The following is an 11,093-nucleotide window of genomic DNA, read 5'->3' as shown; positions in this document are numbered from 1 at the left end:
TGCTGTCCTAACACGAGCGGCAGGGGCGGGCTGTGCTTTCTGCTGAGCGTCTCTTGAGCGCTGGAGCAACCATAGGCGCAGGGTCCGGCGCGCCTTGACGCGGAGTCGGGAACCAGCGGGTACGGGCGTTCGATCTTGCCAAGGTCCGCGTCAAGAAATCGTCAAGAGTTAGGTAAGGTAACGAACTAGTTGTGTCTTTTCCAGCCAACTAGTCATGTCTCTTCTGTCAGGAAGGAACGGCCGCTGACTGTTCACCACCTCAACCAGCTCCTGCTCGTCTGCTCGCTCGTCCTGCTCGTCGCGGTGGCCGCGGTCCGGATCTCCTCGCGCAGCGGACTGCCCAGCCTGCTCGTCTACCTCGCCATCGGCATCGCCATGGGCCAGGACGGCCTCGGCGACATCCACTTCGACAACGCCGAACTCACCCAGGTCATCGGATACGCCGCCCTGGTCGTCATCCTCGCCGAGGGCGGCCTCGGCACGAAGTGGACGGAGATCCGACCCGCCCTGCCCGCCGCCTCCGCCCTGGCCCTGGCCGGGGTCGCCGTCAGCGTCGGCGTCACCGCGGCCGGCGCCCACTACCTGACGGGCCTGGAGTGGCGGCAGGCGCTGATCATCGGGGCGGTGGTGTCCTCCACGGACGCGGCGGCCGTCTTCTCCGTACTGCGCCGCATCCCGCTCCCCGCGCGGATAACGGGCACCCTGGAGGCCGAGTCCGGCTTCAACGACGCCCCCGTCGTCATCCTGGTGGTCGCCTTCTCCACGGCCGGCCCGATGGAGCACTGGTACGTGCTGCTGGGCGAGATCCTGCTGGAGCTGGCCATCGGCGCGGCCATCGGCCTCGCGGTCGGCTGGCTGGGCTCCTGGGGCCTCAGACACGTGGCGCTGCCCGCCTCCGGCCTCTACCCCATCGCCGTCATGGCGATCGCCGTCACCGCCTACGCCGCCGGTGCCATGGCCCACGGCAGCGGCTTCCTCGCCGTCTACCTGGCCGCCATGGTGATGGGCAACGCCCGGCTGCCGCACTGGCCGGCCACCCGCGGCTTCGCCGACGGGCTCGGCTGGATCGCCCAGATCGGCATGTTCGTGCTGCTCGGCCTGCTGGTCACCCCGCACGAACTGGGCGACGACATCCTGCCCGCCCTGCTGATCGGCCTGGTGCTCACCATGGTGGCCCGGCCGCTGAGCGTGGTGCTGTGCCTGCTGCCGTTCCGGGTGCCCTGGCAGGAGCAGACCCTGATGTCCTGGGCGGGACTGCGCGGCGCGGTCCCCATCATCCTGGCGACCATCCCCATGGTCGAGGGCGTCCAGGGCAGCCAGCGCATCTTCAACATCGTCTTCGTCCTGGTCGTCGTCTACACACTCGTCCAGGGCCCGACTCTGCCCTGGCTGGGCCGCAAGCTGCGGCTGGGCGACGACTCGGAGGCCGCCGACCTCGGCATCGAGTCCGCGCCCCTGGAACGGCTGAGCGGGCACCTGTTGTCGGTCGCCATCCCCAAGGGCTCCCGGATGCACGGCGTGGAGGTGGCCGAGCTGCGGCTGCCCGCCGGGTCCGCCGTCACCCTCGTCGTCCGCGACGGCACCTCCTTCGTACCGGCCCCCACCACCGTGCTGCGGCGCGGCGACGAACTCCTGGTGGTCGCCACCGACCCGGTCCGCGACGCCGCCGAGGAACGCCTGCGCGCGGTCGGCCGCGGCGGCAAACTCGCCAGTTGGCTGGGCACGGGCGGCGCGGCGGAGCGGCGGGGGGCCGGGTGAGGGGCGCGCTTGCGGGGGGGGCTGCGGGGGGGGGGCTGCGGGGGGCGGGGCCGGCCGGGTGGCTGAGCCGCCCGGGTCCGGCCGGGTGTCCCTGTACGATGAAGCGGTCACCTGATCGAACCAACTCTGCCTGACGCAGAGCTGGCGCGACCGTATGGCGGCCGGTCCGCCCCGTGACGCGCCTCCCGCGCGCGTCCCCCTCCAGAGGGCGGGTTCCGGTATCTACCGCAGTCCGCGCAAGAGGACAGCTCTCGGCGCGCGCCCTGACCGGCGACCGCGCTACCAGGCGGCGGAAAGGCACGGACCGTGGCACCCACGGTCACCCCGGCGAAGAGGACCCGTCCCGGATACGGCCAGTTGCTGCGCACCCGCGGCGCCTGGACGTTCCTGCTCCCCGGCTTCGCGGCACGCCAGCCGTTCGCGATGCTGACGATCTCCATCGTCCTCCTCGTCCAGCACACCACCGGCTCCTACGGCGCGGCCGGCGCCGCCGCGGCCGTCACCGGCGTCTCCATGGCCGTGTTCGCGCCCTACAGCGGCCGGCTCGCCGACCGCTACGGGCAGCGTGCCGTGCTCGTCCCCGGCGTCCTGGCGCACGTCCTGTCCGGGCTGGCGCTGACCGGCCTGGCGCTCGCGGACGCGCCCCTGTGGGCGCTGTTCGCGGCGGCCGTGCCCACCGGGGCCTCGGTGCCGCAGATCGGGCCCATGGTGCGCGCCCGCTGGGGCGTGGCGCTCAAGGGCTCGCCCCTGATGTCCACCGCGGCGGCCTTCGAGTCCGTCACCGACGAGCTGACCTTCGTCATCGGCCCGCTGCTGGCCACCGCCCTGTGCACGGCCGTCGACCCGGCCGCCGGGCTGGTCACGGAGGCCGCGCTCACCCTGCTGGGCGGCCTGCTGTTCGCCGCCCAGAAGCGCACCCAGCCGGCCGTCGGCCGCCTCGGCCCCGGCACGGGCGCCGACGCGGGGCACGCGCGCGTGGCGCCCGTCCCGGCGCTGCGCGTCCCCGGCGTACGCGTGCTGATCGTCGCCTTCCTCGGCATCGGCTCGGTCTTCGGCGGCATGCAGGTGTCGCTGGCCGCGTTCACCGAGTCGATCGGCGAGCCCGGCCTGAACGGCGTCCTCTACGGCGTCTTCGCCGCGGGAAACATGCTCTCCGGCGTCGTCTGCGGCGCCATCGCCTGGAAGGTCGCCCCGCGCCGCCGCCTCCTCGTCGGCTACACCGCCCTGGCGGTGACCACGTCCGGCCTGTGGGCCGCGCACTCGGTGCCGCTGCTGGCCGGGCTCGGCCTGCTGGTCGGCGTGTGCATCGCGCCCGCCCTGATCACCGGCTACACCCTGGTGGAGAGCCTGGTCCCGGCCGGGGCCCGTACCGAGGCGTTCACCTGGCTGACCGGCGCGGTCGCCCTCGGCCAGGCGGCGGCCGTGACCGTCGCCGGGCAGGCCGAGGACCGCCTGTGGGACGGCGCCGGTTTCCTGGTGCCGATGGGCGGCACGGTGCTCGCCCTGGGCACGCTGCTCGCGCTGCGCGCCCACCTGTCGGGGCGGCCCGGTGGACGGACCGTGGCACGTGGCGTGGATCACCGCTCGCCCGTCGCAGTGGACTGATGCCGAGGAATACGTCACTATGGACCGTCGTTAGCACTCATTGAGTGAGAGTGCCAGGAGGAAGACAGTGCCGACCTACCAGTACCAGTGCACCGAGTGCGGCGAGGGCCTCGAGGCGGTGCAGAAGTTCACCGACGACGCCCTGACCGAGTGCCCCAACTGCGGGGGCCGGCTGAAGAAGGTCTTCTCGGCCGTCGGCATCGTCTTCAAGGGCTCCGGCTTCTACCGCAACGACAGCCGCGGCTCCTCGTCGAGCAGCTCGCCGGCGTCGTCCAAGTCGTCGTCCTCCTCGTCCTCGTCCTCTTCGGCGTCCTCGTCGTCCTCCTCGGACTCCGGGTCGTCCTCGTCCTCGGGCTCGGCCAGCGCCGCCTGAGTCTTCGCACGAGCGTTCTCTTCCCCGGGGCCCCGTCGTCGTCCGACGACGGGGTCTCCGGCGTTCTCCGGCCCGGGGCCGGCGGCTAGGGTGCGGGCATGGCGAACAAGGCGAACGCCGAGATCGGCGTGATCGGCGGCTCCGGTTTCTACTCGTTCCTCGACGATGTGACCGAGGTCGCGGTGGACACCCCGTACGGGCCGCCCAGCGACTCCCTCTTCCTCGGCGAGGTCGCCGGCCGGCGGGTCGCCTTCCTGCCCCGGCACGGCCGCGGCCACCATCTGCCGCCGCACCGCATCAACTACCGGGCCAACCTCTGGGCGCTCCGCTCGGTCGGCGTCCGCCAGGTCCTCGGCCCGTGCGCGGTCGGCGGGCTGCGCCCCGAGTACGGGCCCGGCACGCTGCTGGTACCCGACCAGTTCGTGGACCGCACCAAGTCCCGCGCCACGACGTACTTCGACGGGCTGCCGCGCCCCGACGGGACGGTGCCGAACGTGGTGCACGTGTCGCTGGCCGACCCGTACTGCCCGGTCGGGCGGGCCGCCGCGCTGAAGGCGGCGCGCGGCCGGGACTGGGAAGCGGTGGACGGCGGCACCCTGGTCGTGGTCGAGGGACCGCGCTTCTCCACCCGTGCCGAATCGTTGTGGCACCAGGCGCAGGGCTGGTCGGTGGTGGGCATGACCGGCCACCCGGAAGCGGCCCTCGCCCGCGAGCTGGAGCTGTGCTACACGTCACTGACCCTCGTCACCGACCTCGACGCGGGCGCCGAGAGCGGCGAGGGCGTCTCGCACGAGGAGGTGCTGCGGGTCTTCGCGGCCAACGTGGACCGGCTGCGGGGCGTGCTCTTCGACGCGGTGGCGGCGCTGCCGGCCGAGACGGAGCGGGACTGCGCGTGCGCGACGGCCCTCGGCGGTATGGACCCGGGGTTCGCGCTGCCGTAACGGTGTCCCCGGCGGCGGAACGGCTCCGGACCTGCCGACGGGGATGTCCCCGGCGGCGGAACGTCCCCTTCGGGTGAGCGGGTTGTCCACAACCGGCCGGTAGTGCACCGGCTCCAGCGGGCGGCGGCGCCGGGCCTCATCGTGGTGAGCGCAAGCCGGTCCCTCGTCGCAGGTGGTGGTCACCATGTCCTACGCCCCGCTCCCCCCGCCGTCCCCGCACGCCGCGCTGTCCCGCCCGTTGGGCACCGACGCCCCGCCCACCCGCGAGGTGCCGCACTTCGCGCCGGTACGGGTGCGCGGCGGACGCGACCGGATGCACCGCCTGGACCGGCTGGTACGGCACCGGCGGCGCGCGGTGGCCGCCGGGCTGGCCGTCACGGCGGCGGCACTGCTGGCGGTGGGTCCGCCGACGGGCCCGGACACGCGGGACGAGCGGCGGGCGAGAGGGCATCCGGCGGCCGGCCAGGATTCACAGCGGCGTGCCGCGAAGCTGGTGGCGGCGCCGGTGCGGATCGCCGACGCGGAGACGGTACGGCTGCTGCGGCCCGGGGACCGGGTCGACGTGGTCGCGGCCGAGGCGGGCGGCGGCACCTCCGTGCTGGCGCGCGGGGCGCGGGTCACCGAGGTCCCGGAGACCGCCGACCCGGGCGGGCCTGGCGGGCCCGGCGGGCCCGGCGGGGCGCTGGTGGTGCTGTCGGTGCCCCGCGGCACGGCGGCGAAACTGGTCGGCGCGGGAGCCTCGGCCCGGCTGGCGGTGACACTGTGCTGACCCGGACATCGGCACCCAACCCCTCGATCAAGGGGCCGGATTGGACAGGGCGGCCCGGCGCTGACGTAGGTTGCGGAGCGTTTTGTTCCACAAGCTGTTCATGCGAGGAGATCCCCCGAGGTGAGCGAGAAGAAGCCGAGCGTCTGGGAGGGCTTCAAGTCCTTCCTGATGCGCGGGAACGTCATCGACCTGGCCGTGGCGGTCGTCATCGGCGCCGCCTTCACCAACATCGTGAACTCGGTGGTGAAGGGGATCATCAACCCCCTGGTCGGAGCCTTCGGCACCAAGAGCCTGGACCACTACAGCTCCTGTCTGAAGGCCCCCTGCGAGATCGCGAAGGACGGCACGGTCACCCAGGGCATCCCGATCATGTGGGGTTCCGTGCTGGGCGCCACCCTCACCTTCCTGATCACGGCGGCCATCGTCTACTTCCTGATGGTCCTGCCCATGTCGAAGTACCTGGCCCGGCAGGAGGCCCGCCGCAAGGCCAAGCAGGGCGCCCAGGAGGTGGTCGAGGTGAGCGAACTGGAGGTGCTCAAGGAGATCCGGGACGCGCTGATCGCCCAGCGCGGCTCGGGCCACGACCGCACCTAGCGCGAGAAACCCGTCAGAGGTGGTGCGGCGGCTTCTCGTCGAGGAAGCGCTTGAGATCGGCCGCCGCGTCCCCGTCGCCGCCCGGCCGCTCGCCCCACCCGCGGTCCGTGTCGTCCGAGGACTGCTGGTCCAGCGGGTCGTCGAAGATCAGCGCGGGCTTGGGCGCGCGCGGCTCGGGCTCGGGGGCGTTGCTCATGCCTCCAGGGTACGGCGGCCCGGACCCGCCGCGTCGGCCCCGAGGACACGGGCGCCTGGACGACACTGACGCCATGACTGCTGACGCGTTGACGGACGTCACCGGGGTGCGGGTCGGCCATGCGACCCGCACCGGCGGCGGATGGCTCACCGGCACGACGGTCGTGCTGGCCCCGGAAGGCGGCGCGGTCGCCGCGGTGGACGTGCGCGGCGGCGGACCCGGCACCAAGGAGACCGACGCCCTGGACCCACGCAACGTCGTCCAGAGGGTCGAGGCGATCGTGCTGACCGGCGGCAGCGCCTACGGGCTGGACGCGGCGTCCGGGGTGATGGCCTGGCTGGAGGAACGGGGCCGCGGTGTGCGGGTCGGCCCGGACCCGGCCCATGTCGTCCCGGTCGTGCCCGCCGCCTGCGTCTTCGACCTGGGACGCGGCGGCGACTTCCGGGCCCGGCCGGACGCGGCCACCGGACGGGCCGCGGTCGAGGCCGCCGCCGCGAGCGCCCCGGGGGCACCCGTGCCCGAGGGATGCGTGGGCGCCGGGACGGGAGCCGTGGCCGGGCTGCTCAAGGGCGGGGTGGGCACCGCGAGCACCGTCCTGGACTCGGGCGTGACGGTCGCCGCCCTGGTGGTGGCCAACGCGGCGGGATCGGTGCTGGATACGGAGACGGGGGTGCTGTACGGGCAGTTGTGGGAGGGGCGGCGCGTGACCTGGCCCGGGGCGGACGTCCGGGAGTCCGCCCGGCGGCGCCTCGCCGAGGTGGCGGCCCGCAACGCCCCTCCCCCGCTCAACACCACGCTCGCCGTCGTCGCCACCGACGCCGGCCTGACCAAGGCCCAGGCCCAGAAGCTGGCCGGCACGTCCCACGACGGCATCGCCCGAGCCGTCCGCCCGGTCCACCTCCTGAACGACGGCGACACGGTCTTCACCCTGGCCACCGGCGCCCGCCCGCTCGACGCCGACCGGCCGCTGGCCCTGAACGCCATCCTGGCGGCCGGTGCCGACGTGGTGACCCGCGCGATCACCCGGGCCGTACTGGCGGCGGAGGGGACGGACGGGCCGGTGGGCGGGGCGAGCGGGGGCTGGCCTTCGTATCGGGAGCTGTACGGGGTGGGGTGAGAGAGAGCGTCCCTACGCGCCTTCCCTGGGCGCGCGGGTCGGAGCGGAGGGAGGATCATGAGGACTTCGTCGCGGTCATCGCCCGCCGCGGGCCGTGGGTCACGGCATGGACCGCAGGGGCGGGTGCTGTGTCGTTATCCCTGGGGGCTGGAGCAGTGGCGGCGGTTCCGGACCAGGGTCCTCGACGACGACCACGCCGGCGGCCGCGGGGGCGAACCCGGCCGGCCAGCGAGTGTTCGCGCTGGCCATCGCGCCGGTCAGACGTGCCTGGAGAAGGTCGGCCGTGTTCAGGTCGGCGCCACGCAGGTCGGCCAGACGCAGGTCGGCGTGGCGGAAAACCGCACCGCCCGCGTCGGCCTTGCGCAGATTCGCCTCGCGCAGGTCCGCCTCGGTGAAGTCCGCTTCGCGCAGGTCGGTTTCGACCAGCCGTGCGCCTCGAAGGTCGGCCCGTACGCAGCGGGCCCGGCGCAGGATCGCGGTCTTGAGGTCGGCGTGCCGCAGGTTGACCGAGACGAGAGACGCCTGCGTCAGGTTGGCGCGGTACAGGCCCGCCGCCTCCATACAGGACCGGTCGAAGTTGACCTCGTGCAGCCACAGCCCGTCGCAGTCGGCCCGGCGCAGGTCCGTGACGCTGAGGTTGATCCAGGACTGTTCCCGGGGTTGCAGCAACAGCACGCCGAGCCCGGTCAGCGCCACCTGGGCGTCGGCGGCACGGATCTCCAGCGGCACGACGTCGTTGATGGGCAGGTCGGCCGCCGGGGCCTGCGGTCCGGCGGGCGGCCAGGGCAGGTGCGTACGCAGGTAGGCGGCCTGGATGGAGAGGACGGCTTCGCGGTCGCGGGCGGAATGTTCGGCGATCCGCCACAGCGCGTGCAGACCTCCGATGCGTGTCTCCAGCTTGTCGCTGCCGAGCTGATCGACGGCCGTGCTGAACCGGTCGGTGACATAGCCCTCCTGGGTGGCGCGCAGACCTTCCTGGCTGACGCGCAGTTGCCTCCAGGTGGCGTACGCGCCGAACAGCACGACCATGCCGCCCACGGCCTGCAGAAAAGTCGCACGGACGTCGTTCACCGCTTTGAGCCGGTCCTGGGCGGCGACGCTCGCTCCGGCGAGATCGTGGTCGACCACGACACCCGGCAGGACGACGAGCACGGTCCCCAGAACGGTCAGCACCACCGTCCCGGCCAGCAGGGCCGCGATGGCACGGTGTCTCACCAGCCGATCGCGCCACGGTCCGCGACCACGGCCCGGCTCCCCCATCCCCGTCCCCATGCAGGGGACCTTAGGCGCCGTCCCACAGGTGATCAACACGCGACGGTCCATCATCGGCGCGGCCCGCCAAGCGAATCCGGCAAGCCGTGATCCGCGGGAAGGCTTCCGCCCCCGCATTGTCGCGGTTCCGTCACGCCACCGTGCCCAGCGGGAACGGGGGGAACCTCCAGGGAGCCGGGTTGCTCTTCCCCCACGCAGTACGACGTACGACCCATGTAGCCCGTACCGGAGCGCAGTACGCGCGTCATACGAACCTGGAGCAGCCCGTGACAACGCCGGACAACGCAGCGCGGCGCGCACTGGGGGCCTGTGCCGTCCTGGTGGTCGGCGCCCTCGCCCTCACCGCGTGCGGTGGGAGTGCCGACGCCAAGGACGAGCGGGACGGGAAGGACGGCAAGGACACGGCCGCCCGGATCGTCATCTCCGCGAAGGACGGGTCGACCGGCGCGTCGATCAACCGCACCGGGGTGCGGGTCAGCCGGGGCACGCTCACCGAGGTGCGGATGACGGAGGCGGGGTCGGGCACGGCCGTGCCGGGTGTGCTGGCGAAGGACGGGGCCGGCTGGAAGCCCAAGGAGCAGTTGGAGCGCGGCACGGAGTACCGGATCACGGCGACCGCGAAGGGGGCCGACGGGCGGACGGCGAGGGCGGATTCGACGTTCACGACGGTGTCGAAGGAGAACAGCTTCATCGGTACGTACACGCCGGACGGCGGGACGACGGTGGGGGTGGGGATGCCGGTGTCCTTCCGGTTCGACAAGGCGATCGGTGACAAGAAGGCCGTGCAGTCGCACATCACGGTCAGTTCCAGCAGCGGGCAGAAGGTGGTGGGGCACTGGTTCGGTGCGCAGCGGCTCGACTTCCGGCCCGAGGAGTACTGGAAGGCCGGTTCGAAGGTGACGGCCACCATCGATCTGGACGGTGTCGAGGGCGCCGAGGGTGTGTACGGGGTGCAGCAGAAGACGGTGACGTTCACCGTCGGCCGTTCGCAGGTCTCCACCGTGGACGTGGCGACGCAGACCATGACGGTGGTGCGGGACGGCAGGACGGTCCGGACGGTGCCGATCTCGGCGGGCAGCCCGGAGCACACCACGTACAACGGGCAGATGGTGATCTCGGAGAAGTTCACGCAGACCCGGATGAACAGCCGGACCGTCGGGCTCGGCGGGGAGTACGACATACCGGATGTGCCGCACGCCATGCGGTTGACGACGTCGGGGACGTTCGTCCACGGCAACTACTGGTACGACAAGGGCAATCCGCCCTTCGGCAGCCAGGGCACCAGCCATGGCTGTGTCGGGATGGCGGACGTCCGGGGCGGGCAGGGCGCCACCGAGGCGAAGTGGTTCTACGACAACTCCCTCGTCGGGGACGTGGTGATCGTCAAGAACTCGGCGGACAAGACGGTCGCGCCGGACAACGGGCTCAACGGCTGGAACCTGCCGTGGAGCGAGTGGATCGCCACAAGTGCCGTCTGAGCAGCGGATTTTGAGGCACGGTCGGGCCGCGCGGGAATTTTTCGCGCGGCCACCGCGTTTTTCCCACAGACGTTTTCTCGGTTCCCGGGCACGATGTCCGACCGAGGGGCTACGGTATGCACCCACAAGGTGACATGCAGCAACGCCGGGAGAGACCTTGAGCGTTCCGTACGAGACCGCACCGTACGAACCATCCGAGTCGCCCGAGTCTCCGGAGGAGCATCTCGCGCGACTGCTCGGCCGCGCCCTCAACTCGTTCGAACTGCCCGACGACACCCTCCGCCGGCTGGACTGCGCGCTGGCGCACGACGGTTCGCTGCACTCCGCGCACCACAGCGCGGGGCTGCACCGGGAGACGTACCGGCACACCTGGCTGCTCGCCGACGGTTCGGCGCTCACGCTGTGGGAGCTGGTGCACAACACCTCGCCGGGCAGCGAGCCGCAGCACGAGGTGTACGTCGACGAGGAGGAGCTGCGGGCCGCCACCGCGCGGCTGCCGCTGCCCGCGGACACGCCGGACTTCGAGCTGCCGGTGCTGGCGCAGTTGTCGCCGATCGCGGCGCCGCGTCATACGTATGTGCCGGACGGTTCGGCGGACCACGCGCGCCGGCTGCTGCGCCGCGCGGAGAACGCGGACCGGCCCGGCGCGGAGATGGCCGCGCTGCTGGCCACGGCCGCCGCGCATCAGATCACGCAGGCGTTCGGCCGTCCGGCCCGGGCGGGGCGCGCGGGGCTGTCGTTCTCGCTGTACGAGCACGCGTTCCTGCTGCGCGGCGGCGAGGAGATCTCCCTGTGGGAGGTCGAGCACACGGCGACGCCGGACGGACGGCACATGTGCGAGGTGTACGTCAGTGAGGACGCCGCCCGGCGGGCGATGGAGCGGCGGGCGGCTCAGATCTCCTGAGCCGCCGCCCGTGCCCCCGACGCCCCCTGGTCCGAGGGCGCCGGGTAGGTGCCTTAGCCGGGCCCCGTGAGGGAGCCGGGTAGGGG

The 11,093-nt window shown here is 72.7% G+C and carries 11 protein-coding genes; 9 read left to right on the top strand and 2 right to left on the bottom strand.

All coding sequences use genetic code 11. From position 1 onward, the window contains the following. Nucleotides 1-189: 189 nt before the first annotated feature. The 6 genes from IE316_RS15595 to mscL all read left to right on the top strand — a co-directional run bounded on the left by IE316_RS15595 (nt 190) and on the right by mscL (nt 6,040). Nucleotides 190-1,758, top strand: a complete 1,569-nt coding sequence (locus IE316_RS15595; RefSeq protein WP_190204919.1) for a potassium/proton antiporter — start codon at nt 190-192, stop codon at nt 1,756-1,758. Between the two features lie 306 nt (nt 1,759-2,064). Further along, on the top strand, nt 2,065-3,363 hold the full coding sequence (locus tag IE316_RS15590) for an MFS transporter (protein ID WP_190204918.1): 1,299 nt from the start codon (nt 2,065-2,067) through the stop codon (nt 3,361-3,363). A gap of 67 nt (nt 3,364-3,430) precedes the next feature. Further along, complete coding sequence (locus tag IE316_RS15585; protein WP_190204917.1) at nt 3,431-3,736, top strand: FmdB family zinc ribbon protein; 306 nt, start codon at nt 3,431-3,433, stop codon at nt 3,734-3,736. A 98-nt stretch (nt 3,737-3,834) separates the two neighbouring features. Beyond that, nucleotides 3,835-4,677, top strand: a complete 843-nt coding sequence (locus IE316_RS15580; RefSeq protein ID WP_190204916.1) for an S-methyl-5'-thioadenosine phosphorylase — start codon at nt 3,835-3,837, stop codon at nt 4,675-4,677. A 184-nt stretch (nt 4,678-4,861) separates the two neighbouring features. After that, nucleotides 4,862-5,446 carry a hypothetical protein gene (locus tag IE316_RS15575; protein WP_190204915.1) on the top strand — a complete coding sequence of 195 codons (585 nt, stop codon included), beginning with the start codon at nt 4,862-4,864 and terminating at the stop codon, nt 5,444-5,446. 120 nt (nt 5,447-5,566) lie between these two features. Next, nucleotides 5,567-6,040, top strand: a complete 474-nt coding sequence (gene mscL / locus IE316_RS15570) for a large conductance mechanosensitive channel protein MscL (RefSeq protein ID WP_190204914.1) — start codon at nt 5,567-5,569, stop codon at nt 6,038-6,040. 13 nt (nt 6,041-6,053) lie between these two features. Here the strand turns inward: mscL and IE316_RS15565 are convergent, their stop codons facing one another. Next, the gene (locus IE316_RS15565) at nt 6,054-6,236 is read right to left on the bottom strand and encodes a hypothetical protein (RefSeq protein ID WP_190204913.1); all 183 of its coding nucleotides are present in this window, start codon (nt 6,234-6,236) and stop codon (nt 6,054-6,056) included. 73 nt (nt 6,237-6,309) lie between these two features. On the opposite strand from IE316_RS15565, the gene IE316_RS15560 reads away from it, so the two are divergent. Further along, nucleotides 6,310-7,353 carry a P1 family peptidase gene (locus IE316_RS15560; RefSeq protein WP_190204912.1) on the top strand — a complete coding sequence of 348 codons (1,044 nt, stop codon included), beginning with the start codon at nt 6,310-6,312 and terminating at the stop codon, nt 7,351-7,353. Between the two features lie 99 nt (nt 7,354-7,452). On the opposite strand, the gene IE316_RS15555 is transcribed toward IE316_RS15560, so the two are convergent. Further along, complete coding sequence (locus IE316_RS15555; protein ID WP_190205090.1) at nt 7,453-8,613, bottom strand: pentapeptide repeat-containing protein; 1,161 nt, start codon at nt 8,611-8,613, stop codon at nt 7,453-7,455. Nucleotides 8,614-8,891: 278 nt separating this feature from the next. On the opposite strand from IE316_RS15555, the gene IE316_RS15550 reads away from it, so the two are divergent. Further along, nucleotides 8,892-10,103, top strand: a complete 1,212-nt coding sequence (locus IE316_RS15550) for a L,D-transpeptidase (protein ID WP_190204911.1) — start codon at nt 8,892-8,894, stop codon at nt 10,101-10,103. A gap of 157 nt (nt 10,104-10,260) precedes the next feature. Then, a complete protein-coding gene (locus tag IE316_RS15545) occupies nt 10,261-11,007 on the top strand; it encodes a DUF6227 family protein (protein WP_190204910.1) in 747 nt (248 codons plus the stop codon). Nucleotides 11,008-11,093 lie beyond the last annotated feature (86 nt).

This window comes from Streptomyces fumanus (genome assembly GCF_014655295.1).
Taxonomy (GTDB): Bacteria; Actinomycetota; Actinomycetes; order Streptomycetales; family Streptomycetaceae; genus Streptomyces; species Streptomyces fumanus.
The sequence above is the reverse complement of the archived record's forward strand: the minus strand, read 5'-3'. Positions and strand labels throughout refer to the sequence as shown.

What these genes read in the sequence shown, in the direction of transcription:
- IE316_RS15555 (WP_190205090.1), bottom strand. Translation starts at nt 8,613, where the DNA reads ATGGGGGAGCCGGGCCGTGGTCGCGGACCGTGGCGCGATCGGCTGGTG.
- IE316_RS15565 (WP_190204913.1), bottom strand. Translation starts at nt 6,236, where the DNA reads ATGAGCAACGCCCCCGAGCCCGAGCCGCGCGCGCCCAAGCCCGCGCTG.
- IE316_RS15560 (WP_190204912.1), top strand. Translation starts at nt 6,310, where the DNA reads ATGACTGCTGACGCGTTGACGGACGTCACCGGGGTGCGGGTCGGCCAT.
- IE316_RS15575 (WP_190204915.1), top strand. Translation starts at nt 4,862, where the DNA reads ATGTCCTACGCCCCGCTCCCCCCGCCGTCCCCGCACGCCGCGCTGTCC.
- IE316_RS15580 (WP_190204916.1), top strand. Translation starts at nt 3,835, where the DNA reads ATGGCGAACAAGGCGAACGCCGAGATCGGCGTGATCGGCGGCTCCGGT.